This window comes from Microbacterium sp. Leaf179, from assembly GCF_001423785.1.
GTDB lineage: Bacteria > Actinomycetota > Actinomycetes > Actinomycetales > Microbacteriaceae > Microbacterium.
The window spans coordinates 1215607-1239696 of the sequence record NZ_LMPH01000001.1 but is presented as its reverse complement, the minus strand read 5'-3'; the positions used below and the strand labels follow the sequence as shown (position 1 = coordinate 1239696).

Genomic DNA, 24090 nt, shown 5'->3' with positions numbered 1-24090 from the left:
GGGCTCACCCGAAGGCGGGTTCCTCGTCATACGGCGTCGCGCACCGTCATGAAGGACGTGGAGGGAATGCGGGTGAAAGTAGGCTGTTCCCACCCCATGCACGGCATCCACAGCACTCGGATGCCCTCGGCCTGCGAAAGGACATCCCCGCAATGCTGCGCCGCACCGCCCTCGCCACGAGCGCGCTCCTGATCGGAGCCCTCCTCCTCACCTCCTGCACCGGCGGGAACACCGCATCGGCCCCGACCGGTGACGTCGACCCCGACGCCACCCTCACGGTGGGTCTGTCGCTGGAACCGTCGAACCTCGACATCCGCCACACGAGCGGAGCCGCCCTCGAGCAGGCCCTCGTCGACAACGTCTACCAGGGTCTCGTGACCCGCAACGGCGACGACGACAACGCGATCGTCCCGGCCCTGGCCACGGAGTGGACCATCTCGCCCGACGGGCTGACCTACACCTTCACCCTGCGGGAGGGCGTGACCTTCCACGACGGCACCGCGATGACCGCCGACGACGTGGTCACCTCGCTGCAGACGGCGAAGGACGACGCGACCATCCAGAACAGCGCCGACCTCGCCAACGTCGCCTCGATCGCCTCGCCCGACGCGTCCACCGTCGTACTGACGCTCGCGCAGCCGAACATCGACTTCCTGTTCACCCTGACCGGCCGCGCCGGACTCGTGTTCAAGAACGCCGACACGACGAACTTCCAGACCGCCGCGAACGGCACCGGGCCGTTCACGGTGGCGTCGCGCAACACCGGTCAGAGCCTCACGCTCGCCCGATACGACGGGTACTGGGGCGACAAGGCCGGCGTCGCCGAGGTCGTCCTCGACTACATCCCCGACCGCAGCGCGGCCGTCAACGCCGCCGTCAGCGGCGACCTCGACGTCGCCCTCGAGGTCGACCCCGAACTGCAGAGCCAGGTCGAGGGCACCGGGAACTTCACGATCGACACGGGCCTGACCACCGACAAGGCGACTCTGGCGTTCAACAACCAGCGCGCCCCCCTCACCGACCAGCGGGTGCGCGAAGCCCTGCGTCTGGCCATCGACCACGACGCCCTCGTCGAGACGGTCATCGCCGCGCAGACCCTGAACGGTCCGATCCCCCCGCTCGACCCCGGGTACGAAGACCTCACGGGCAGCGTGTCGTACAACCCCGACCGCGCCCGCGACCTGCTCGCCCAGGCCGGTGCCGAGAACCTCGAGCTGACGCTGACGATCCCCAACGTCTACCCCACGTCGATCCCGACGTTCCTCGTGTCGTCGTTCGCCGACGTGGGCGTCACGCTCAAGGTCGAATCGGTGGACTTCTCGACCTGGCTGCAGGACGTCTACACGAACCACGACTACGACCTGAGCTTCGTGCGTCACGTCGAGGCGCGGGACTTCGGCAACTGGGCGAACCCCACGTACTACTTCGGGTACGACAACGCGACGGTGCAGAGCCTGTACGCGCAGGCCCAGGCGACCACCGACGAGCAGCAGTCCTCCGACCTGCTCGCCGAGGCCGCCCGCATCGTCGACGACGAGGATGCCGCCGACTGGCTGCTCCTGGCCACCCCGCGCACCGCGGTCGGCACGAACGTCGCGAACTTCCCGAAGAACTCGCTCAACGTGCGCCTGCCCCTCGCGGGCGTGACGGTCTCATCGGAGTGATCCGCTACGCGCTGACACGGCTGGGCCTGCTTCTCCTGGGCCTGGCCGTGGCCAGCGCGCTGATCTTCCTGTCGCTGCGGGTGCTCCCCGGCGACGTCGCGCAGCTGATCGCCGGAACGCAGTCGACCCCCGAACAGGTCGCCGCCCTGCGCGAGAGCCTGGGCCTCGACGTGCCGCTGTGGACGCAGTACCTCGACTGGATCGGCGGGCTGCTGCGAGGCGATCTGGGTACCTCCCTGGTCACCGGCGAATCGGTCGCCGCCGAACTCCTCGACAAGGCGCGGGTCACCGTACCCCTCGCGGTCATGTCGCTCACGGTCGCCCTGCTCATCGGCATCCCGCTCGGAGTGCTGTCGGCCCTCGGCCGGCGCACCGCCGGGGGGACCGCCCTCAGCGTCGCGTCGCAGGCCCTGGCCGCCGTGCCGGTGGTGTGGGCGGGGATGCTGCTGGTGGTCGTGTTCGCCGTCTGGTTGGGCTGGCTGCCGCCGCAGGGGTTCCCCCGCGCCGGGTGGAACGACCCCGGGGCCGCGTTCCGCGCCCTCGTTCTTCCCGCGCTCACCATCGGCGTGGTCGAGGGCGCGATGCTCCTGCGGTTCGTCCGCAGCGCCACCCTGCAGGCCCTCGGACAGGACTACGTGCGCACGGCCGCGGCGAAGGGACTGACCCGCACGCGGGCGTTGGTGCGCCACGGACTGCCGAACGTCGGACTGTCGGTGATCACGGTGCTCGGACTGCAGATCGCCGGCATCATCGTCGGCGCCGTCGTGATCGAGCAGCTGTTCACCCTTCCCGGCGTCGGCCGCATGCTCGTCGCCGACGTCGCGGCGCGCGACCTCCCGAAGGTGCAGGGCGAGCTGCTCGCCCTCACCGGGTTCGTGCTGCTCGTCGGCTTCGTCGTCGACCTCGTGCACCGCCTGATCGATCCCCGCCAGCGGGAGGCCTCGTGAGCACCCTGAAACGCCTGTGGAATCTGGGCACCGGCCGGTTCGGCATCCTGATCGTCGTGCTCCTGGTGATCACGGCCGTGGTGTCGCTGGTGTGGACGCCGTTCGATCCCGCCGCCGTCGACGCGCGTGCGCGCTGGCTCTCCCCCTCGTGGCCGCACGTGCTCGGCACCGACAACAACGGTCGCGACATCGCGAGCCTGCTCATGGCGGGGGCCCGCACGACGATCGTCGTCGCCGTCGGGGCCGGGATCGTCGCGTCGGTGCTCGGCCTCGCCCTCGCCGCCCTCGGCTCGCTCACCGCGCGGTGGATCCGCGAGAGCATCGCCGTGCTCGTCGACATCCTGATCGCGTTCCCCGTGCTCATCATCGCCATGATGATCTCGGCCGTCTGGGGCGGCTCCCTCGCCGTGGTCATCTGGTCGGTGGGGATCGGCTTCGGCGTCAACATCGCCCGCGTGACGCGCCCGGAACTGCGTCGCGTGCTGCACAGCGACTTCGTGCTCGCGGGGCGTGCCAGCGGTTTGACCCCCTGGCAGAACCTCACCCGGCACCTGCTGCCCAACGTCGCCCCCGTCTTCATCGTGCAGCTGTCGTGGGGCATGGCGGTCGCCGTGCTCGCCGAGGCCGGACTGTCGTACCTGGGCTTCGGCGCCCCGGTCACCCAACCGTCGTGGGGCGTCCTGCTGAGCGATCTGCAGTCGTACATCTCGGTGCACCCGCTCACCGTCGTCTGGCCGGGGCTGGCGATCACCCTCACCGTGCTGGGGCTCAACCTGCTCGGCGACGCCCTGCGCGAAGCCGCCGACCCGACGCTCGCCCAGCGTGCACCCGCCGCCCGCACCCACGTTCCGGGAGTGGTCGCATGAGCCTCGTCGTGAAAGACCTGCGCGTCGAGATCGGCGGCCGCGCCGTCGTCGACGGCGTGTCGTTCGAGGTGCCCGACGGCGCGCGGGTGGGCATCATCGGCGAATCGGGCTCGGGCAAGTCCCTCACCGCCCTGGCGATCCTGGGGCTGCTGCCCGACGACGCCCGGGCCTCGGGGAGCGTGAGATGGAACGACCGCGAGATCCTGGGTCTCGACGACCGCGAGCTCGCGCGCCTGCGCGGCGACGACATCGGCATGGTCTTCCAAGAGCCGCGGACCGCCCTCAACCCCATCCGCACGGTCGGGCGCCAGATCGGCGAATCGGTGCGCATCCACGAGGGCGTCTCCCGCCGAGAGGCGGCGCGCCGCGCCGTGATCGAGGCGGAACGCGTCGCCCTCCCCGACCCGGAGCGCATCGTCGCGCGCTATCCGCACCAGCTCTCGGGCGGTCAACGCCAGCGGGTCGCGATCGCGATGGCGCTCGCGTGCCGTCCCCGTCTGCTGATCGCCGACGAACCGACCACGGCCCTCGACGTCACCATCCAGGCCGGGATCCTTTCGCTGCTGCGGTCCCTGGTCCACGACGCCGGGATGTCCCTCGTCTTCATCACGCACGATCTCGCGGTGCTGGCGCAGGTCGCCACCCACGCCGTGGTCCTCGAGCACGGCCGCGTGGTCGAGCACGGAGCGGTCGCCGACCTGCTGCGGGCGCCGTCGTCGCCGGTCACGCGAGCGCTGTTGCGTGACGCGACCGCGACGCTCTGGCATCCCGAGACCGCCGGTCACGATGCCGCGACCCCGGCCGGCGTGCCGGTCGAGCCCGCACAGCGCGACGCGGGCGGGTCCGGCGCGACCGCCGCTGCCCCCGACGCCGCGCCGACCGGTGGGGAGACGCCATGACCGAGACGCTCATCCACGCGCGCGGGCTCTCGCGCACCTATCCCGCACCGCGGAAGGGCTTCGCCCGGCCCGAACGCACGACGGCCCTCGACGACGTCGACCTGTCGGTGCTCGCGGGCTCGGCGGTGGGGATCATCGGCGAGTCGGGATCGGGCAAGTCCACGCTCGTCCGGCTGCTGCTGGGCCTGGACACCCCGTCGGCGGGCACCGTGGAGGTGACGGGGCGCCCCGTCGTCGCCGGCGGCTCCGCCCGCTCGCTGCACTGGCTGCGCCGCACCACCGGCATGGTGTTCCAAGACCCGTACGCGTCGCTCGATCCGCGCATGGACGTCGGTCGCACCGTGGGCGAACCCCTCTGGGCCCTGGGCGTCGACGGCGACCGGCGCGCCCGGGTGCGCGACGTGCTCGTGCAGGTCGGCCTCGATGCCGACATGGCTTCGCGCTTCCCCCACGAGTTCTCGGGCGGTCAGCGCCAGCGCATCGCGCTCGCGCGCGCCATCGTGCACCGCCCGCGGATCCTCGTCGGCGACGAGCCGCTGTCGGCCCTCGACGTGACCGTGCGCGCGCAGATCCTGCGCCTCCTCGCGCGCCTGCGCGCCGAAGAAGACCTGACCCTCGTGCTCGTCTCGCACGACATCGGCGTCGTGCAGAGCGTGTGCGACCAGGTCGTGGTGATGAAGGACGGCAAGGTCGTCGAGCAGGGCCCGACCGAGAAGGTGCTGCTGCAGCCCCAGGCGGCGTACACGCGGCAGCTGCTGGCGTCGATCCCGACCCTGCCGCGCTGAAGTTTCACCGCCGCCCCGGGAACGGGCTTCGGCGCGGCTGGTTTCGCGCGGATGGCCCCATCCCATGCGCTGCGGAGCCCCATCGTGCGCGTGAGCAAGGGATGCCGCGATGTCGGAGGTCGGCGCTAACCTCGGCGCATGTACCCCGGCATCGTTCCCCCGTTCCTGCTCGATCGGCTCGCGTCCACCGACGACCCGCGGCTCGCACGCGCGGCCGCCGCGGCACGCAAGACCCTGGCGATGCCGCGGCCGCCGCGGCCCACACGCACCCGGCTCCGGCTGTCGATCGACGGCGACGCGCTCGTCGCCGAAGCGGTTCCCGCCCCCGATCGCATCATCTCCGACGCGCAGAACAGCGAGAACCTGCCCGGTCGACGCGTGCGCAGCGAAGACGAAGAGCCCGTCGGCGACGCCGCCGTCGACGAGGCGTACGACGGTCTCGGTGCCACCTACGACTTCTTCTGGGACGCCTTCGCGCGCGACGGCATCGACGCGGCGGGCGGCTCGCTGCTCGCGACGGTGCACTTCGGCGACGACTACGACAACGCGTTCTGGAACGGCGAGCGCATGGTGTTCGGCGACGGCGACGGCGAGGTGTTCGTCGGGTTCACCCGCTCGCTCAGCGTCATCGCGCACGAGCTCGGCCACGGGGTGACCGAGGCCGCCGGGGGTCTCGAGTACCAGGGGCAGTCCGGCGCCCTGAACGAGTCGTTGTCCGACGTGTTCGGCGCCCTCGCCGAGCAGCACCGGCTCGGCCAGAGCGCCGACGAAGCGTCGTGGCTGATCGGCGCGGGCATCTTCGCGCCCGACGTGCAGGGCGAGGCCCTGCGGTCGATGAAGGCACCCGGTACCGCCTACGACGACGACGTGCTCGGCACCGACCCGCAGCCCGGACACATGCGCGACTACGTCGAGACCGACGACGACAACGGGGGCGTGCACATCAACTCCGGCATCCCCAACCGCGCCTTCCACGTCGCCGCGACGACACTGGGCGGCTTCGCCTGGGAGCGCGCCGGACTCATCTGGTACCGCACCCTCACCGCGGGCACCCTCTCCCCCACCGCCGACTTCGCCGCCTTCGCCGCCGCCACGCGCGCCACCGCCGCCAGCGAGTACGGTGAGGAGTCCGAGGAGGTCGCCGCCGTCCGCGCCGCATGGGTCGCAGTCGGCGTCGAGGAGGATGCCGCAGCCTGACGCCGCGAACGACGAGCGCTTCGCCGTGGTCGTCGTGCGCTCGGGTGGCCTCGCCGGACTGCAGAAGCAGTGGCGGGCCGAGCCCGACCCGGCGCGTCTTGCTCAGTGGCGCGAACTCGTCGAGAACTGCCCGTGGGATGCCGCCCCCTCTGCGTCGTCGGGTGCCGACCGCTATCAGTGGCGCATCGAGGTGCATCGCGGAGACATCGCCGTGCGGCGGGTGCGACTCGGCGACGGTCAGGTCGACGGCCCCTGGCGCACGCTCGTCGACGAAGTGCGCCGGGCCGCACCCTCGACGCCGCGGCGGCGCTGACCCGAGAGGCGCGCGGGCGCGCGTCAGCCGAACAGCCTCCGACGCTTCTTCTTCGACACGATGCTCTTCTGCAGGTACACGACCCCGAGCCAGCGGCCGAACTTGAAGCCCACGCGGCCCATGCGACCCACCTCGGTGAACCCCAGCTTCTCGTGCAGGGCGATCGACGCGTCGGCGCCCTTGTCGCTGATCGCGGCGACCATCTCGCGGATGCCGAGCTCCTGGCACGCGGAGATCAGCGCCTCCAGCAGGGCGCGGCCGAGTCCCTTGCCCGCCGCGGCCTGACCGAGGTAGATCGAGTTCTCGACCGTGTACCGGTACGCCGACTTGGACTGCCAGGGCTGCACCAGCGCGTACCCGAGCACTTGACCGCTGGGCGACTCCGCCACGAGGAAGGGCAGTCCGAGCTTGCTCAACGTGGCGAACTTGTCGCGCCACTTCGCGATCGTCCAGGCCTTCTCGTCGAAGGTCACGACGGAATTGCGCACGTAATAGTTGTAGATCTCGCGGATGTGGGGGATGTCGGCCTCGGTGGCCGGGCGGATCTCATACGTGAACGGTCGTTCGGGCTCCGGCGCACGCCGCAGGTGCGTGGGCAACCGACGGCGGGCCTTCTCGTACTCCTCTTCCAGCACGCTCGACACTTTACGCACAGCGGCGTTTCGAGCGTGTGACCCCGGGCCGCGCGGCGACGTCGTCAGGCCGGGAGACGCCAATCGACGGGGTCCGCGCCCTGCTCCTCGAGCAGGGTGTTGACCCGCGAGAACGGCTTCGAGCCGAAGAACCCCCGGCTGGCCGACAGGGGCGACGGATGCGGCGACGACACGATGGCGGTATCACCGAGCAGGGGGGCCAGGTTCATGGCATCCTTCCCCCACAGCACCGCGACCAGCGGAGCTTCGCGGGCGACGAGGCTGCGGATGGCGTGGTCGGTCACGCGCTCCCACCCCCACCCCCGATGGGATGCCGGGGAGCCCGGCGCCACGGTGAGCACACGGTTCAGCAGCATGACGCCCTGCGCGCCCCAGGCCGAGAGGTCGCCGTGCGGCGCGGGGGCGATCCCCAGGTCGTCGGAGAGCTCGCGGTAGATGTTCGACAGGCTCCGCGGCACGGGCCGCACGTGCGGGTCGACCGCGAACGACAGGCCGATCGGGTGCCCCGGGGTGGGGTACGGATCCTGGCCGACGATCAGCACGCGCACCGCGTCGATCGGCGTGCGGAACGCACGCAGCACGAGGTCACCGGCGGGGAGGTACGGTTGCCCCTCGGTGCGCAGGCGCTCCCCGAGCGCCGCGATGTCGTCGGCGACGGGGGCGAGGGGCGTCACCCACGACGCGTCGATCAGGCCGGCATCGGCGAGCTGCGCGAGAGTCTTGCCGCTCACGCGGCGTCTTCTTCGTGCACCGACCCTTGGTGCGACCAGGGGAAGTCGATCCAGAGATCGGTGTCCTTCCACGCGTAATCGGGGGTGATGATCGTCGACGGCTTCGTGTAGATCACGGCGGAACGGGTCTCGGCGCCGTGCCGGCCGAGGAGCTTCACGGCGAGGTCGAGGGTGCGACCGCTGTCGGCGACGTCGTCGACGAGGAGCACCCGTCGTCCGGTGAGGTACGACAGGTCGAGCTCGGGGGGCAGCAGTTCGGGCGCATCGAGGACGGTGCCGACGCCGGTGTAGAACTCGACGTTGAGAGCGCCGCAGTTCTTCACACCCAGTCCGTACGCGATGGCGCCGCCCGGCAGCAGTCCGCCTCGGGCGATCGCGACGACCACCTCGGGGTGGAACCCGTCGGCGACGATCGCCCGGGAGATGTCGCGCGTGGCGACCCCGAAATCGTCCCAGCTCAACCGCTCGCGCTCGTCCGTCACACCGGACTCCTCTCGTCGACTCGTCTCACCCTAGGGCGTGATCGGGACGCCGCCGCGCCCGATGCCGCCTCGTCGCGGGGTGCCCGGTGCGATCCGTGGCACCCCGGCGGGGAGTCGATTGCGGATGCCGAGGGCGGCGGCGGTGCTATCGTCGCGCCATGTCGCGCATCTCGGGTGCGGTCGGACGGGTGCGCACCTCGGCGCTCGGGGTGACCGCGGGGCTCATCGGGTGGTTCGTGCTGGTGGAGCTCGCCAGCGGCATCCTGCAGGGGTTCTACGTCCCCCTGCTGCCCGACATCGTCACGCACCTGGGGATCCGCGACGCCGACGTCAACTGGTTCGAAGCCGCGCAGCTTCTGCTGTCGGCGCTCGTGCTGCCGGTGCTGGCCAAACTCGGCGACATGTTCGGGCACAAGCGCGTGCTGCTGTTCTCGGCGATCGCGACCGCGGCGGCGAGCTGGTGGCTCGTCTTCGCCGACTCATTCACGACGTTCCTGCTGGCCTGGGCCCTGCAGGGCTTCTACGTCGTGTGGCTGCCGCTCGAGATCGCCCTGATCTTCGACCGTGGACGCCGGCAGCAGCGGGGGGTGTCGCAGACCCGCCGCGCCGCAGGTCTGCTCGTCGTGGGATTGCAGGCCGGCGCGATCATCGGCGCCCTGGCTGCGGGGCGCCTGTTCACCGCGACCGGGGGCGATCTGCGCCTCTCGCTCGCCGTCCCCGCGATCGTCGTGACGCTCATCTGCCTGGTGATCTGGTGGGGCGTGCCCGAGTCCGAGCCGTCGACGAGCGACCGCCGCCTCGACCTCGGCGGCTTCACGATCCTCGCCGGCGCTCTGCTCTGCGTCACCGGCGCCCTGTCGTTCGTGCGGCTCCCCGACGGCCCGGGTCCGATCGCGATCGTCGGGCTGCTGGCCGCGGGCCTCGTGCTGGGCGTGGTCTTCGTGCTGTTCGAGCTCCGTCAACGCGACCCGGCCATCGACATCCGCGTGCTGCGCCGCCCCGAGATGTGGCCGGTGCAGGCCACGGCCTTCCTCGTGGGCATCAGCCTGCTGGGAGCGCAGGGCCCGCTCGCGACCTACGCCGGCACCGACCGCGCGCTCGGCTACGGCCTGGGTCTCGATGCCGCGGACCGATCGAACGTCATCGGCGTCTACCTCGTCTCGCTCATCGTCGGCGCTGTGCTGTTCGCCGTGACCTCGCGGTGGGCGCGTCCGCGCGCGATGCTGATCGGGGCCGCGACGCTCGTGGGTGCGGGATACGCGCTCCTGCTCCCCCTGCACGTCGAGCTCTGGCAGGTGCTGCTGTGCCTCGCGATCGCCGGGATGGGCTCGGGCGCCCTCGTCGCGGCGATGCCCGCGGCCGCGGCCGCCGCCGCTCCTCGCGGGCAGACGGGGGTGGCATCCGCCCTCACCAACACCACCAAGACCGTGGGCGGGACCATGTCGTCCGCCGTCTTCGGCGTGGTCCTCGCCGGTGGAGCCGGGGCGGCCGTGGCCGCCACCGCCGCACCGCTCGCGGGCTACCTGACGGTGTGGGCGATCTGCGCGGCGGGCGGGTTCGCCGCGGCCGTGCTGCTGTTCTTCGTGCCGAAAGTGGCGTTCGCCGACAGTGCCGGGACCGAGACCGCCGCCCACGCCGCACGGGGCGAGGTGGCCTGAACGACGACCTCGGGCTCGACCGGCCGAGGATCGATGGGCTGGCGGCAATGCGGCGGTGAGACCGACGGTGACGGCCGTTCAGCTGCTCCTTGCGTTCACTCCGACGGGGACAGCCCATCGGCGACACGGGCGCCAGCTCTGCCGGGAACCGGCCTCTCGGCTACTCCGGGCGCTCGCTCTGGCGGGGGCGCAGCGGCCCCCGCGCGAGCAGGTGCTGCGCCGACTGCGCGACGGGACGCATCGTCACGAGGTCGAGGTTGACGTGCCCCGGTGCATCGAGCGCGTAGGCGATGACGTCGGCGACGTCGTCGGCGACCAGGGGGGCCTCGACGCCCTCGTAGAGCTTGTCGACGGCATCGTGGTCGCCGCCCACGCGGTTGAGGGTGAACTCCTCGGTGCGCACCATGCCCGGCGCGATCTCGATCACACGGATCGGTTCGCCGTTCAGTTCGAGCCGCAGGGCGTTCACGAGCATGGCCTCGCCCGCCTTGGCGGCGTTGTACCCCGCACCGCCCGGGTACGCCGTCTGCGCGGCGGTGGAGGTGACGAACAGCGCGTCCGCGTGCCCGACGCGCGTCGCGGCGTCGCGGAGGAGCGGGAGAAGGGATGCCACGAGCCGCTGCGACGAGAGCACGTTGGCCTCGAACATCCAGCGCCAGTCGTCGGCGTCACCGTCTTCGACCCGGTCGGTTCCGCGCGCCCCACCGGCCACCTGCACCAGCGCATCGACGCCACCGGTCTCGGCGAGCCAGGCCGACAGGTCGGCGATGTCGTCGGCGACGGTGAGGTCGGCCGCGCGGGCGACGACACCGGTCTCGGCTTCGAGCGCAGCGAGCCGCTCGGCCCGGCGGGCGACGCCCACCACGTCCCACCCGCGCGAGCGCAGCAGTCGCGCCGTCGCCTCTCCGATACCCGAACTGGCCCCGGTCACCACTGCACGTCGCGTCATGGCATCCACGCTACCGGCACCCTCCGACACGGGTGTTACGGCGCGTGTCCGCCCCTGTTGTCGGTGTCGGAGGCGGTGTCTACGCTCGCATCAGGCCACGGCGACCGCCCAGGCCACCCGAGCTGAGGAGCGGCCATGTCGGCATCCGAGAACTGGCGTTTCGAGACCAAGCAGATCCACACCGGAGCCCAGCCCGATCCGGTGACCAAGGCCCGGGCCACGCCGATCTACCAGACCACCTCGTACGTGTTCGACAACGCCGACCACGCCGCGAACCTGTTCTCGCTGGCCGAGTTCGGCAACATCTACACGCGCATCCAGAACCCCACGCAAGACGTCGTCGAACAGCGCGTCGCGGGGCTCGAGGGCGGCACGGGCGCTCTGCTCGTCGCCAGCGGCCAGGCGGCCGAGACCATCGCCGTGCTCAACATCGCGCAGGCCGGCGACCACATCGTGTCGTCGAGCTCGATCTACGGCGGCACCTACAACCTCTTCAAGTACACCCTCGCGAAGCTCGGCATCGAGACGACGTTCGTCGAGAACCAGGACGACCCCGCCGCCTGGCGTGCCGCCGTGCGTCCCAACACCAAGCTCTTCTTCGCCGAGACCATCGGAAACCCGAAGATCAACGTGCTCGACATCCGCACGGTCGCCGATGTCGCGCACGAGGCCGGCGTGCCGCTCATCGTCGACAACACGATCGCGACGCCCTACCTCATCCGTCCCTTCGAGCACGGCGCCGACATCATCGTGCACTCCGCGACCAAGTTCCTCGGCGGGCACGGCACCACGATCGGCGGCGTCATCGTCGACGGCGGCACCTTCCCCTGGTCGGAGCACTCCGACCGGTTCCCCGGCCTGACCACACCCGATCCCTCGTACCACGGCGCCGTGTACACGCAGGCGGTCGGCGACGGTCTCGCGTACATCATCAAGGCGCGCGTGCAGCTGCTTCGCGACCTGGGTGCCTCCATCGCGCCGCAGAGCGCCTGGCAGCTCATCCAGGGCATCGAGACCCTGTCGCTGCGCATCGAGCGTCACGTGCAGAACGCGCAAGAGATCGCGGAGTGGCTCGAGTCGCACCCCGATGTCGCGACCGTGAACTACTCGGGCCTGCCCACCTCGCCCTGGTACGCCGCCGCCAACAACTACGCCCCCAAGGGCGTGGGTGCCGTGCTCTCGTTCGAGCTCAAGGGCGGTGTCGAGGCGGGTCGCGAGTTCGTCAACTCGCTCAGCCTGTTCAGCCACCTCGCCAACATCGGCGACGTGCGCTCGCTCGTCATCCACCCGGCATCCACCACGCACTCGCAGCTCACGCCCGAGCAGCAGCTCACCGCCGGTGTCACGCCGGGCCTCGTGCGCCTGTCGGTGGGTCTCGAGAACATCGCCGACCTCAAGGCCGACCTCGACCAGGCCCTCGCCGCCGCGCGGCGCCTGTCCGAGGCCTCGCGCGTCTGACTCCCTCTCGCGAAACGCCCCGACCCGGACACCCGGGTCGGGGCGTTTCGCGGCGTCGAGGGACGTGTCGTCTTCGTGTCCGGCGCGTCGCGTCGCGCAGCGCGCGGGCAGCTCGGCGTCGCGCACCGCGCGGCTCGGCGCCGGGTGACGAGCGGAGGGCGAGGTATTCCGGGAGGACCCGCACCGCGCAGCGACCCTCCCTCCGTCCCTGACCCTCCGCTGATCACGCGCAGCGGCACCGCGCGACGTCCGCGTCAGACCTTCTGGCGCGGGCGCAGGCTCCCGAGGCCCCCGTCGACCCCGATGATCTGGCCCGTCATCCATGCGTTCTCGGGCGAGAGCAGGAACTCCACCGCCCGAGCCACGTCCTCGGGCTCGCCCAGGCGTCCGAGGGGGTGCATGGCCTCCGACACTCTCCGAGACATGTCGGTCGACGTGAGCTTCGCGGTCAGCCGCGTCTGAACCAGGCCCGGCGCGACGGCGTTCACCCGCAGCCCGTGCGATGCGTAGCTGGCGGCGGCCGACAGCGTCAGCCCGATGACCCCGGCCTTCGCGGCGGCGATGCCGTCGTGGTTCGGCAGTCCCGCCAGGGCCGCGGCCGAAGACACCAGCACCACCGCGCCGCCGTCGCGCATGTGCGTCCCGGCTGCCCGCACGGCGGCGAACGACGTGGTCAGAGAGGCGGCGATGAGGCCGTCATATTGCTCGCGCGAGGTCAGGTGCGCGGGCTTGAGCAGCATCGAGCCCGCGAACACCGCAATACCGTCGAGCTCGCCCACCTCGCCGACCACGCGGTCGACGGCGTCGAAGTCCGTGGCATCCAGAACGAAGTCGGGCTCGATGACCGAGGAATCCCGCGCCGTCGTGACAACGCGATGACCGGCGTCGCGCAGTCGGGTCGCGGTCGCCCCGCCGATGTCGCTCGAGGCCGCAATGAGAAGGAAGGTCGCCATGCGGCGATTCTGACCACCCCACCGCGACCGAAGCGGGGGCTGGACAAGGAGGTCAGACGGTGGTCAGCGCCGCGCGCAGGCGTTCGTTCTCGGCGTGCCAGTCGGGGTCGTCCTCCCAGAGCTCGGCCAGTTCACCGTCGTCAGAGGTCGCGTGGACGACCGCGGCGTCGGCCAACGACACCAACTCGGCGGACGGCGCCGACGCGCGCGCCACGAACGCCGTGACCTCGTCGGAGAAGGCTCGGCCGGGCACCCGCCCCAGCCCCCGCGCGACGACCTCGGCGGCCGCGATCGCCACCGTCGCGGCGTCGGAGTCGAGCTGCGAGCCCTCGGTATCGGCGGCGACGCGCAGTGCGTCGCGCACGACGTTCCAGTCGGTCTGCCCTTCGAGCTCGTACGCCCGGTCGGCAGCGGTGTCGTTCCCGAACGGTTCTGCGCTCCATGCACCCATGCGCCGAATCGTACGCGCGGTCTCCGACATCGACGTAACAGTCCGGTCGGGCCGCCGGCGACCGACGAGAATGGATGCCATGGACTGGCAGATCTCCGAAGACACGGTGCCCTCGGCCCCGGTGACGGAGGCCGATGCCCGATCGCTGCTCGGACGCCCCCCGGCGACCGGCGCGTGGCGCGACGGCGACCCCGCGGGGGACCGCCGATTCGCCTCGTTCGGCGCGTTCGCGACCGAGACCGGGCAGTCGCTGCCCCACGTGCGTCTCGCGTACGAGACGTGGGGACAGCTCTCCCCCGCCCGCGACAACGCCGTGCTGATCCTTCACGCGCTCACCGGCGACAGCCATGTGCGCGGTGCCGCCGGTCCGGGGCACCCCACCGCCGGGTGGTGGAGCGACCTCGTGGGCCCCGGTGCGGCCATCGACACCGACCGCTGGTTCGTGGTCGCCCCCAACATGCTGGGCGGATGCCAGGGCTCGACGGGACCGGCGAGCATCGCCCCCGACGGCTACGAGTGGGCTTCGCGCTTCCCGTACCTCACGATCCGCGACCAGGTCGAGGCTCAGGCCCTGCTCGCCGACGAGCTCGGCGTCGAGCGGTGGTTCGCCGTGGTCGGCGGGTCGATGGGCGGAATGCACGCGATCGAGTGGGCCGTCGGCCACCCCGACCGCGTCGCCCGCGCCGCGATCCTCTCGGCCCCGCCGATCACGACCGCCGACCAGATCGCCCTGAACTCGGTGCAGCTCGACACCGTGCGCATCGACCCCCGCTTCGCCGGCGGCGAGTATTACGACGCCGGCGACGGCGACGGCCCGCACCGCGGACTCGCCCTCGCTCGGCGCATGGCACTGCTGAACTACCGCAGCCCGACCGAGCTCAACCAGCGATTCCAACGTTCATGGCAGTCGGGGGTGAGCCCGCTGGGCCGCGGCGGACGCTTCGCCGTCGAGTCGTACCTCGATTTCCACGGCAACAAGTTCACCCGCCGTTTCGACGCGAACAGCTACCTCACCCTCGTCGAGGCCATGAACTCGCACGACGTCGGCCGCGACCGCGACGGCGTCGAAGACGCCCTGGGACGCGTCACGGCGACGACCCTGGTGCTCGGCATCGACAGCGACCGCCTGTTCCCCATCGACGGGCAGCATCGCATCGCCCGCGGCATTCCGAACACGCTCGACGGAGACGACGCCGTCGTGCTCTCGAGCGACTTCGGCCACGACGGCTTCCTCATCGAGACCGCCGCCGTCGCCCTGCACCTGCGTCGTCTTTTCGCGTCCTGACGATTCCGGATGCCGGGCACCGCGGCATCCGTTCCCTCCGGCCCCTCGTCGGTCGGGGAAGAGGTCGTGCGTTCCGTGTTAGGGCCGCGCCGCTGCCGCGGCGAGCCGGCACCTGGACGCATGCCCGGCGCGTTCCGGACACTCACCCGAGCGGCGCGCCGTCGCCGCGACCGCCCGCACACACCGTCGAGTGTCCAGAACACTCCGCATCCCCGGGCCCCAAGGCGGCGTGTCCGAGACACTCGCGCCGGGTTCAGCGCCGCGTCAGCCGCGGCCCGTGGTCGACACGACGCGCGCTCAGCGCTGCGTCGGGATCGAACCGGTGATCGCGGTCTGCGCGGCTTCGGCGGCCGGCACCCGATGTTCGGGGTGGCGTCCGCTGCGGTCCTCGACGCGGTACGAGACCACGGCGACGACCAGTCCGCCCAGGGCGAGCAGCGCGCCCACCCACGCCGGGGCGACGAGTCCGAGGCCCGCGGCGATGGCGAGGCCGCCGAGGAAGGCGCCGAGGCTGTTGCCGATGTTGAGCGCCGAGTGGTTCAACGCCGCGGCGATGGACTGGTTGTCCTCGGCGACGTCCATGAGTCGCGTCTGGATCGCCGGGCTCAGGGCGGCACCGCAGAACGCCACCAGGAACGCGAACAGCACCAGCGCCACGATCCACCCGGCCGTGAGAGCCAGGCCCACCGATGCCGCACCGAGGGCGATGAGCCCGACGTACAACCAGAACCGCAGGTCTTTGTCGGCGAGCGCGCCGCCGACGATGTTGCCGATCGTCATGCCGATCCCCACGAGCACGAGTACGAGCGAGACGGCCCACTCGGGCTGGCCCGCGACATCGGTGATCATGGGCGCGATGTAGCTGTACATCGCGAAGAATCCGCCGAACCCGACGGCGCCGATGCCGAGGGCGAACCAGACCTGTCCGATGCGGAACACGCGCAGTTCGTCACGCAATCGACGACCGGGCGAACCGGGGTGCTTCGGTACGAAGAGGGCGATGCAGATCGTGGCGAGCAGGAAGATCCCGGTCACCACGGCGAACGCCGCGCGCCAGCCGACCTGCTGGCCGAGAAGGGTGCCCAGCGGCACACCGACGACGTTGGCGATCGTGAGCCCGGTGAGGACGAACGCCACGCCCTTGGCGCGATTGCCCGGGCCGAGCGCATCGGCGGCCACCAGGGCGCCGATGCCGAAGTAGGCGCCGTGCGGAAGTCCGGCGAGGAATCGGGATGCCGCGACGAGCTCGAACGTGGGGGCGATGACGGTCAGCAGGGTGAAGAACGCCAGCGCGGCGGCGAGCACGATCATCACGCGATGACGCGGGAACCGTGCCACGGAGCCGGCGATCGTCGGCGCTCCGACGACCACGCCGAGGGCGTAGAGCGAGATGAGCCAGCCGGCCTGGGCGATGGCGTCGTCGGGCGAGGCCGCCCACGCGCCGGGGACGAGTTCGCGGGCGATGTTGGGCAGCAGGCCCATCACCACGAACTCGGTCATGCCGATGCCGAAGCTGCCGATGGCGAGAGAAAGGAGCGCCCGCATCGCCGCACCTCTCGAGGAAGTCGAAGAGGTCACCTTGCGATGCTAGTCCGCGCGGCCGCGAGCGTCGAATCGTTTCGAGGGCCGGGTGCGGCGGGTGAGGTCGGCGTCACGGTCGACCGTGCACCCCGCGGACTGCTCCTCCCCACCCGCACCGCGGGTGAACTTCTCCCGATCTTCGCGGTCGAGCGGTTCCACCCCCACGGAAAGCTGACAGTCTGGGTTTCCTCACCGCGGGATGAACGGATGCCGGACGTGACGGAACCGCAAGTATGGGTGCTCATCGGAACCTTCGCCGCGACTGTTCTGGGCGGCATGACGTTCAGCACGAACCTCATCATGGGTTCGCTCGCGAAAGTGATCACGGCGAACACCGACCGGCTCGAGGCACGTCTCGACGCCGTGCGATACGAGACGGTGGCCGAGATCCACGTCACGAGGACCCGGGTCGACACCGTCGAAGCCGGTCTCACCGCCAAGATCGACACCGTCGAAGCCGGTCTCACCGCCAAGATCGACACCGTCGAAGCCGGCCTGAGCGCCAAGATCGACACCGTCGAAGCCGGCCTGAGCGCCAAGATCGACAGCGTCGAGAGCCGCCTGCGCGGAGACCTCGCCCGCATCGACGCCGACGTCACCGCCATCACCAGGCGCATCTGGAACGACCCGCCCGCCGGGTGAACCTGGCGCGGCCCCACCCGTTCGCGTCACCGTTGACGACGGGGCCGTCACGGCTCAGCCGATCGGCTCAGTCGACGTGACGCTCCAGCGCGTCCTCGAGTCGCTCGATCTTGCCGTCGATCTCGCCCGTGCGTCCGGGGCGGATGTCGGCTTTCAGCACCAGCGACACCCGCGATCCGTAGGGCAGCACGGCATCCGTCGCCCGTTTGACGACGTCGAACACCTCGTCCCACTCCCCCTCGACCTCGGTGAACATCGAGGTCGTGCGATGAGGCAGACCCGAGGCGCGCACGACGGCGACGGCGGCGGCGACGGCGTCGTGCACCGACGCGTCGGGGTTTTCCGAGGCGACGGTTCCGACACCCGAGGGAGCGACAGAGAAGGCGATGAGCATGATTCGAGACTAGGCCGCGGGCGGCCTCGGCGGAACGGGCCGCGTCGCCACCGCGCCGCACAGCGCTGCGCAGCGACGAGCCGCGCCGCACCGCGAAGTGAAGCGCCGCGTGTCTCCGTCGGACGACGCCGCGTGCACCCCGGTCGCGGCACAGCGTCTCGCGGTAGCACCGCGCCTAGACGCGACCCCCGGGTCAGCCGCGCGGAGCGATCCGCGTCCGCGCCGGACGCCGCCCGGTCACGATCTCGTGCAGCCCGGCGGGGGGACGGACGCGGTCGATCGGCGCACGGACGACGCGCACGACGGCCCACACCAGCAGCACGAGGGCGAGCAGGTTCCGGGTTTCGAGCACGAAGACGGGGAACGGGTTCGGGTGCGTCGCCATGAGCCCGTCGTACAGCAGTGGGTACATCCACTGCGTGAGCGCCGCGATCACGAGCGTCATGCCCGCGAATCCGTACCAGCGGCGGCGATCGATCATCAACCCCAGAACGACGGGGGCGAAGAGCCACACGTAGTACTGCGGCGAGCCGACCTTGTTCAGCGCGATGAAGGCGGTGACGAGAGCGAGCGAGAGCGGCGGGAAGAGGCTCACGAAGGTCGCCCCGCGCCGCAGCTTCACGATGCCGACGATGGCGATCCCGACCATGACGAGCAGCATGATGGGCGTCATCGCGGCGATGAGGGGGTCGGCGCCGGGTCCCGTCACCTGGAAGGTGAGCACGCCGCCGTCGTAGTACACCTCGGAGCCGGGAACGTAGAAGGCGGCGAGGAACATGTACAGCCCGCCGACGGGGGCCTCCATCTGGATGCCGCGGGTGGTCTGGTCGCCGACGAAGCCGAAGACGTAGGGCGCACCGCCCAGGGCGACGACCGCGATGACGGTGGTCACCGACACCGCGACGGCACCCCAGATGAGGGCCAGGCGACGGCGGGCGGCGATGAGACCGGCGGCCAGGATCGCCGCGGGCCACACCTTCATCCACACGGCGATCGACAGCAGCAGGGAGGCCACGAACGGGCGGCGCAGCAGCCAGATGCTGCCGAGGATCGCGAACGGCACCGTGATGCCGTCGATGCGGTACAGGCCGACCGGCCCGATGAGCAGGATGGCCGCGAGCCAGAACCAGGCGGCGATCACACGACCGCGCGAGCGTCCCTTGCCCACGAGCACGACGAAGGCGACCAGGTTGGCGAGCGCGACGGTGATGACCCAGGCGGGCGTGTACCCGACGGCCCAGGCGAACAGCCAGGCGAACGTCATCGGCAGGAACGCGAGCTGCGGATAGATCCACTTCTCGGTGATGCCCGGCCAGGCCCACGCGTCGGAGCGCGTGCACGAGGTGACGTCGATGCCGCCGAACAGCGCGCAGCGCGACCAGGGTTCGTACACCAGGTACACGTCGCCCATCGGCTCGTTGGGCTGCTGATAGCCCAGGATGCCGACGACGACATGTACGGCGACGAACGCGATCAACAAGGGAACGACACGCCTCACCACCGCATCATCCTAAGCGGGCGCCCCTGAGCGTCCCGGACGCGCGGCTCGCGCTCCCCCGCCGTCGCGCGGGTCGCGACGACAACCGTTACCCGATCGAGTCCGCCTGCAGCCCGGCCACGACCGAGGGCAGCTCCCCGGCGATGTCGAGCGCGGTGATCGGCCCGCCGAGGCCGCCGTAGGCCTGTGATGCCCGTGTGCCGGCCGTTCCGTGCAGCCACGCGGCGGTGGCCGCGCACGCGGCGAGGTGGTCGAGCGAGGTGCGATCGGCGGCGACCGACCCGGCGGTGACGGCGCCGAGCACACCGGCGAGCACGTCGCCGGTGCCGGCGGTGGCGAGCCACGGCGTGCCCGTCGTCACGCGGCGGGTCCATCCGCCCGCGGCGGCGACGATCGTGACGGCGCCCTTCAGCAGGACCACCGCGCCGATGGCCTCGGCGGTCTCGCGCGCGGCCGCCTCGCGGGCGTCGTCGTCTCGCGGATCGGCCGCTTCGAGGCCCAGGCTCTCGCGCAGTCGGTCGAGCTCTCGCGCGTGCGGCGTCACGATGACCGGTGCCGTGGCCCCGGCGACCAGGCCCAGGGCTCCCGCGTCGACGACGACCGGCACGTCGGCGCGCAGGATGCCGCGCAGCGCCGCGGTCTCGGCGGCGTCGCGCTCCGCGGCATCCGTTCCCGATCCCATCACCCACGCCTGCACCCGCCCGTCGGCGGTCACCGTCTCGGGGCGACGCTGCAGCACGAGGTTCTGCGCGCGCTCGGGTCCGAGGTAGCGGACCATACCCGTTCCGGTGCGCCACGCGGCCTCGACTCCCAGCATCGCCGCGCCCGGATACCGGGTGGACCCCGTACGCATCCCCACGACCCCGCGGGAATACTTGTCGTCGTGCGCCGTTGGCCACCGCAGTGTGCGACCGGCATCGCGCCCGGTCCAGTCCTTCGCCGTCATGGCGTCACCCTAAAGCGCAAAGGTCTTCCATGAGTGCCCTCTTCACACCCCTGTCCATCCGCGGTATCGAGATGCGCAACCGGCTCTGGGTCTCGCCGATGTGCCAGTACAGCGCGGTCGACGGCGTGCCGAACGACTGGCACCACGTGCACCTCGCCCAGTTCGCCGCGGGCGGCGCCGGTCTCGTGATCGCCGAGGCCACGGCGGTGTCGCCCGAAGGCCGCATCTCGCCCGAAGACGCCGGCATCTGGACCGACGCGCAGTCCGATGCCTGGGCCCCCATCGTCGCGGCGATCCGCGCGCGGGGCGCCGTCGCGGGCGTGCAGCTGGGCCACGCCGGCCGCAAGGCGTCGACCACCTCCCCGCTCACCGGCGGCCGCGGCACCGTCGCGCCCGAGGCCGGCGGCTGGACCACGCTCGCCCCCTCGGCGCTCGCGTACGACACGTTCGCCGAGCCCGTCGCCCTCGATGCCGCGGGCATCGAGAAGGTCGTCGAGGACTTCGCGGATGCCGCCCGCCGGGCCGTCGCGGCCGGGTTCGAGGTCGTCGAGCTGCACGCGGCCCACGGCTACCTGCTGCACCAGTTCCTGTCACCGCTCACGAACCACCGCGACGACGAGTACGGCGGCTCGTTCGAGAACCGGGTGCGCCTGCTCGTGCGCGTGACCGAGGCCGTGCGCGCGGCCATCCCCGACGTCGTCCTGTTCGTGCGCTTCTCGGCGACGGACGCCGCCGAGGGCGGCTGGAGCGTCGCCGACACCGTCGCCGCCGCACGGCTGGTGGGTGCGGTCGGCGCCGACCTGATCGACGTTTCCAGCGGCGGCCTCGTGCCGCAGCAGCGCATCGTGACAGGCCCCGGCTACCAGGTCGAGTACGCCGCGACCGTGCGCCGCGAGACGGGACTGCGGGTCGCCGCCGTCGGCATGATCGACGACCCCTCCCTGGCCGAGAACGTCGTCGCCGACGACCGGGCCGACGCCGTGCTGTCGGGCCGCGAGTGGCTCCGCGACCCGCACTACGGCCTGCGCGCCGCCGCCGCGCTCGGCGCCGACTCGCCCGCGCCGGCCCAGTACACCCGCGCGTACTGAGCCGCGCCGCGACGTCCTGACCCGGGTCCCGCCCGACGGCGGATCGGCGAGCACTCACCCCCGCGAATGAGAACACCGGATGCCACGACCCCTCGGGGCCGTGGCATCCGGTGTGTCAGGCCTCAGACGAAGCGACGGCGCTCGGTGGCGTCCTGCACCTCGCCGACGAGCTCCTCGATGATGTCCTCGAGGAACAGCACGGCCTTCACGTCGCCGCTCTCGTCGCGCACCTGCGCCAGGTGGCGACCCGAGCGGCGCATGAGCGCCAGGGCGTCTTCGAGATCGGTCGTCTCGAGCACCGACACCATCTGATGGATGCGCTTGGCGGGGATCGGACGCGCCATGTCGGCGGCCGTCCCGTCGGCCGCGCGCAGGACGTCTTTGAGGTGGACGTACCCGGTGGGGTTGCCGGTGTCATCGACGATCACGTACCGCGAATAGCCGTGCTGCGCGACGGCACGCTCGATCTCGCCCGGAGTGGTCCGGGCGGGGAGCGTCACGAGGTCGCTCATGGGAACGGCGACGTCGGCGGCGGTCTTCTCGGTGAACTCCACCACCGCGCTGACGGTTCCCGACGCGTCGTCGAGCATGCCCTCTCGCCGTGACTGGCTCACGATCGTCGCGACCTCGTCGAGGGTGAAGGTCGAGGCGGCCTCGTCCTTCGGCTCGACGCGGAACAGGCGCAGCACGTGGTTCGCCGTCCAGTTGAGGGCGACGATGATCGGGTAGAACGCCTTCGACACGGCCACCAGGGGCGGCGCGAGCATGAGCACCGCGCGGTCGGGCAGCGAGAACGCCAGGTTCTTCGGAACCATCTCGCCGAACACGACGTGCAGGTACGACACGATCAGCAGCGCCACGATGAACGCCACCACGTCGACGGCCGCCTCGGGCAGACCGGTGAGGCCGAGGGGCCCCGCCAGCAGGTGGTGGATGGCGGGCTCGGACACGTTCAGGATCAGCAGCGAGCAGATCGTGATGCCGAGTTGGCACGTGGCCAACATGAGCGTGGCGTGCTCCATCGCGTACAGCGCGGTCTTCGCCGCCCGCGAGCCGCGGTCGGCGTGGGGTTCGATCTGCGATCGCCGCGCCGAGATCACCGCGAACTCCGCGCCGACGAAGAAGGCGTTGGCCACGAGCAGCACGACCAGCCAGGCGATTCCCGCCCAATCGTTCATCGCTGATCACCGCCCTTCGCCGCGCGCACGAGGTCGCCGACGTTCTGCTCCACCGGCTTCGGGGTGAACTGCACGCGGTCGACGCGACGGCCGTCCATGCGGTGCACGCTCAGGACCCCTTCGTCGGTCTCGACGGTGTCGCCCACCGCGGGGATCCGCTCGAGCTCGGCCATGATGAAGCCGCCCACGGTGTCGTAGACCTCTCCTTCGGGCACGCGCACGCCCGCGCGGTCGAGGGCTTCATCGGGCCGCAGGTCTCCGGGGAACATCACGGATGCCGCGGAGCGCACCACCCCCGCGCGGGAGCGGTCGTGCTCGTCGAGCACCTCGCCCACGATCTCTTCGACGAGGTCTTCGAGGGTGACCACGCCCGCGGTCCCGCCGTACTCGTCGACCACGATCGCCATCTGGTAGCCGCGCGAACGCAGCTCCGAGACGAGGGTGTCGAGGTGCACCGTCTCGGGGACGCGCAGCGGCTCCGTCGACAGCGCGGCCACGGGCACGTCGCCGCGCCTGTCGCGCGGCACGCCGATCGCGGCCTTGAGGTGCACGACGCCGACGATGTCGTCCATCGACTCGCCGTACACGGGGAAGCGGCTGTGCCCGGTGCGCCGGGCCAACTGCACGACGTCGTCGGCGGGGTCGCCCGCGGCGAGCGCGTGCACGCTGGGGCGCGGGGTCATCACGTCGGCGGCGCTGAGGCGGGCGAAGGTGAGGCTTCGGTCGAGGAGCGAGGCGGTGTCCTTCTCGAGCATGCCGGCGCTGGCCGAGCGCTTGACGAGGCTCGAGAGCTCCTCGGCCGAACGGGCGCCCGAGAGCTCCTCTTTCGGCTCGACGCCGATGGAGCGGAGCACCCCGTTGGCGCTGCCGTTGAGCACGAGGATGGCGGGCTTGAAGACGGCGGTGAACGCAATCTGGAACGGCAGGACGAGCTTGGCCGTCTGCCGTGGGATCGCGAGGGCGAAGTTCTTGGGGACGAGCTCGCCGAGGATCATCGACAGCACGGTGGCGAAACCGACGCCGATGATCGCGGCGAGGGCGACCATGACCGCCTCGGGCAGTCCCCACGCCTGGAAGACCGGCCGCAGCAGGTTCGAGATGGCCGGTTCCATCGTGTAACCGGTGAGGAGCGTCGTCAGGGTGATGCCGAGCTGGGCGCTCGACAGGTGCGTCGAGGTGATGCGCAGCGCATCGATCGTGAGCGAGAGCCGCGTCTCGCCCGCCTCGCGGCGGGCTTCGAGGTCGGCGCGGTCCAGGTTCACCAGGGCGAATTCGCTGGCGACGAAGAGTCCCGTTCCGACGGTGAGGATGAGCCCCACGCCGAGCATGACGTAATCCATCAGGCATCACCTCCGCTCGACCGGGGGTCGGTGTCGAAGGGGCGGCGTCGGGGCCTGGGTCTACAACTGGGAGGGTCGTCCATCGTGCGCACGATTCTATTGCAGCCCCAGGCCCCTGGCATCCGGATTCTG

The 24090-nt window shown here is 71.3% G+C and carries 24 protein-coding genes; 12 read left to right on the top strand and 12 right to left on the bottom strand.

Annotated elements, in window-relative coordinates:
* Positions 1–152 precede the first annotated feature (152 nt).
* The 7 genes from ASF96_RS05640 (at position 153) to ASF96_RS05610 (ending at position 6671) form a co-directional block, all read left to right on the top strand.
* Positions 153–1664 carry an ABC transporter substrate-binding protein gene (locus ASF96_RS05640; RefSeq protein WP_055936777.1) on the top strand — a complete coding sequence of 504 codons (1512 nt, stop codon included), beginning with the start codon at positions 153–155 and terminating at the stop codon, positions 1662–1664.
* Positions 1661–2611, top strand: a complete 951-nt coding sequence (locus ASF96_RS05635) for an ABC transporter permease (RefSeq protein WP_055834693.1) — start codon at positions 1661–1663, stop codon at positions 2609–2611. Before ASF96_RS05640 ends, ASF96_RS05635 begins: the two co-directional genes overlap by 4 nt.
* Entirely contained in the window at positions 2608–3477 is an 870-nt protein-coding gene (locus ASF96_RS05630; RefSeq protein WP_055936774.1) for an ABC transporter permease, read from the top strand. The genes ASF96_RS05635 and ASF96_RS05630 overlap by 4 nt, the downstream gene beginning before the upstream one ends.
* Positions 3474–4376: an ATP-binding cassette domain-containing protein gene (locus tag ASF96_RS05625; protein ID WP_082509303.1), complete on the top strand. Its 903-nt coding sequence runs from the start codon at positions 3474–3476 to the stop codon at positions 4374–4376. Before ASF96_RS05630 ends, ASF96_RS05625 begins: the two co-directional genes overlap by 4 nt.
* Entirely contained in the window at positions 4373–5161 is a 789-nt protein-coding gene (locus ASF96_RS05620; protein WP_200934073.1) for an ABC transporter ATP-binding protein, read from the top strand. Before ASF96_RS05625 ends, ASF96_RS05620 begins: the two co-directional genes overlap by 4 nt.
* Positions 5162–5299: 138 nt before the next feature.
* Entirely contained in the window at positions 5300–6358 is a 1059-nt protein-coding gene (locus ASF96_RS05615; protein ID WP_055936772.1) for a M4 family metallopeptidase, read from the top strand.
* The gene (locus tag ASF96_RS05610; protein ID WP_055936769.1) at positions 6345–6671 is read left to right on the top strand and encodes a protealysin inhibitor emfourin; all 327 of its coding nucleotides are present in this window, start codon (positions 6345–6347) and stop codon (positions 6669–6671) included. Before ASF96_RS05615 ends, ASF96_RS05610 begins: the two co-directional genes overlap by 14 nt.
* Before the next feature lie 23 nt (positions 6672–6694).
* Here ASF96_RS05610 and ASF96_RS05605 read toward each other — a convergent pair whose 3' ends face one another.
* The 3 genes from ASF96_RS05605 to ASF96_RS05595 all read right to left on the bottom strand — a co-directional run bounded on the left by ASF96_RS05605 (position 6695) and on the right by ASF96_RS05595 (position 8537).
* The gene (locus tag ASF96_RS05605; RefSeq protein WP_055937735.1) at positions 6695–7306 is read right to left on the bottom strand and encodes a GNAT family N-acetyltransferase; all 612 of its coding nucleotides are present in this window, start codon (positions 7304–7306) and stop codon (positions 6695–6697) included.
* Between the two features lie 62 nt (positions 7307–7368).
* Positions 7369–8055 carry a uracil-DNA glycosylase gene (locus ASF96_RS05600; protein WP_055834681.1) on the bottom strand — a complete coding sequence of 229 codons (687 nt, stop codon included), beginning with the start codon at positions 8053–8055 and terminating at the stop codon, positions 7369–7371.
* On the bottom strand, positions 8052–8537 hold the full coding sequence (locus tag ASF96_RS05595) for a phosphoribosyltransferase (RefSeq protein WP_055834678.1): 486 nt from the start codon (positions 8535–8537) through the stop codon (positions 8052–8054). The genes ASF96_RS05600 and ASF96_RS05595 overlap by 4 nt, the downstream gene beginning before the upstream one ends.
* A gap of 158 nt (positions 8538–8695) precedes the next feature.
* Between ASF96_RS05595 and ASF96_RS05590 the strand changes: the two genes are divergently transcribed.
* On the top strand, positions 8696–10195 hold the full coding sequence (locus tag ASF96_RS05590) for an MFS transporter (RefSeq protein WP_200934072.1): 1500 nt from the start codon (positions 8696–8698) through the stop codon (positions 10193–10195).
* Between the two features lie 160 nt (positions 10196–10355).
* Here the strand turns inward: ASF96_RS05590 and ASF96_RS05585 are convergent, their stop codons facing one another.
* Positions 10356–11144, bottom strand: coding sequence for an SDR family oxidoreductase (locus tag ASF96_RS05585; RefSeq protein ID WP_200934071.1), 789 nt, complete (start codon positions 11142–11144; stop codon positions 10356–10358).
* A gap of 135 nt (positions 11145–11279) precedes the next feature.
* On the opposite strand from ASF96_RS05585, the gene ASF96_RS05580 reads away from it, so the two are divergent.
* A complete protein-coding gene (locus ASF96_RS05580) occupies positions 11280–12602 on the top strand; it encodes a bifunctional o-acetylhomoserine/o-acetylserine sulfhydrylase (RefSeq protein WP_055936764.1) in 1323 nt (440 codons plus the stop codon).
* 254 nt (positions 12603–12856) lie between these two features.
* On the opposite strand, the gene ASF96_RS05575 is transcribed toward ASF96_RS05580, so the two are convergent.
* Complete coding sequence (locus ASF96_RS05575; protein ID WP_055936761.1) at positions 12857–13555, bottom strand: SDR family NAD(P)-dependent oxidoreductase; 699 nt, start codon at positions 13553–13555, stop codon at positions 12857–12859.
* 52 nt (positions 13556–13607) lie between these two features.
* A complete protein-coding gene (locus ASF96_RS05570; RefSeq protein WP_055936758.1) occupies positions 13608–14006 on the bottom strand; it encodes a DUF4259 domain-containing protein in 399 nt (132 codons plus the stop codon).
* A 79-nt stretch (positions 14007–14085) separates the two neighbouring features.
* Here ASF96_RS05570 and metX point away from each other — a divergent pair, with 79 nt between their 5' ends.
* Positions 14086–15291: a homoserine O-acetyltransferase MetX gene (metX, locus tag ASF96_RS05565; protein ID WP_055936755.1), complete on the top strand. Its 1206-nt coding sequence runs from the start codon at positions 14086–14088 to the stop codon at positions 15289–15291.
* A gap of 297 nt (positions 15292–15588) precedes the next feature.
* Here the strand turns inward: metX and ASF96_RS05560 are convergent, their stop codons facing one another.
* Positions 15589–16836 carry an MFS transporter gene (locus tag ASF96_RS05560; protein ID WP_055936752.1) on the bottom strand — a complete coding sequence of 416 codons (1248 nt, stop codon included), beginning with the start codon at positions 16834–16836 and terminating at the stop codon, positions 15589–15591.
* 243 nt (positions 16837–17079) lie between these two features.
* Here ASF96_RS05560 and ASF96_RS05555 point away from each other — a divergent pair, with 243 nt between their 5' ends.
* Complete coding sequence (locus tag ASF96_RS05555) at positions 17080–17514, top strand: hypothetical protein (RefSeq protein WP_162239403.1); 435 nt, start codon at positions 17080–17082, stop codon at positions 17512–17514.
* Positions 17515–17581: 67 nt separating this feature from the next.
* Here ASF96_RS05555 and ASF96_RS05550 read toward each other — a convergent pair whose 3' ends face one another.
* From ASF96_RS05550 to ASF96_RS05540, 3 genes are all read right to left on the bottom strand, one after another.
* The gene (locus ASF96_RS05550) at positions 17582–17908 is read right to left on the bottom strand and encodes a thiamine-binding protein (protein WP_055936747.1); all 327 of its coding nucleotides are present in this window, start codon (positions 17906–17908) and stop codon (positions 17582–17584) included.
* Positions 17909–18101: 193 nt separating this feature from the next.
* Positions 18102–19409: a glycosyltransferase family 87 protein gene (locus ASF96_RS05545; protein WP_055936744.1), complete on the bottom strand. Its 1308-nt coding sequence runs from the start codon at positions 19407–19409 to the stop codon at positions 18102–18104.
* 85 nt (positions 19410–19494) lie between these two features.
* Positions 19495–20352, bottom strand: coding sequence for an ADP-dependent NAD(P)H-hydrate dehydratase (locus tag ASF96_RS05540; protein ID WP_055936741.1), 858 nt, complete (start codon positions 20350–20352; stop codon positions 19495–19497).
* Positions 20353–20381: 29 nt separating this feature from the next.
* Between ASF96_RS05540 and ASF96_RS05535 the strand changes: the two genes are divergently transcribed.
* On the top strand, positions 20382–21440 hold the full coding sequence (locus ASF96_RS05535) for an NADH:flavin oxidoreductase/NADH oxidase (RefSeq protein ID WP_055936737.1): 1059 nt from the start codon (positions 20382–20384) through the stop codon (positions 21438–21440).
* 122 nt (positions 21441–21562) lie between these two features.
* On the opposite strand, the gene ASF96_RS05530 is transcribed toward ASF96_RS05535, so the two are convergent.
* Positions 21563–22618 (bottom strand): hemolysin family protein, encoded by a 1056-nt coding sequence (locus ASF96_RS05530; protein WP_055936734.1) that lies wholly within the window; start codon positions 22616–22618, stop codon positions 21563–21565.
* The gene (locus ASF96_RS05525) at positions 22615–23958 is read right to left on the bottom strand and encodes a hemolysin family protein (protein ID WP_055936731.1); all 1344 of its coding nucleotides are present in this window, start codon (positions 23956–23958) and stop codon (positions 22615–22617) included. The genes ASF96_RS05530 and ASF96_RS05525 overlap by 4 nt, the downstream gene beginning before the upstream one ends.
* Positions 23959–24090: the final 132 nt, after the last annotated feature.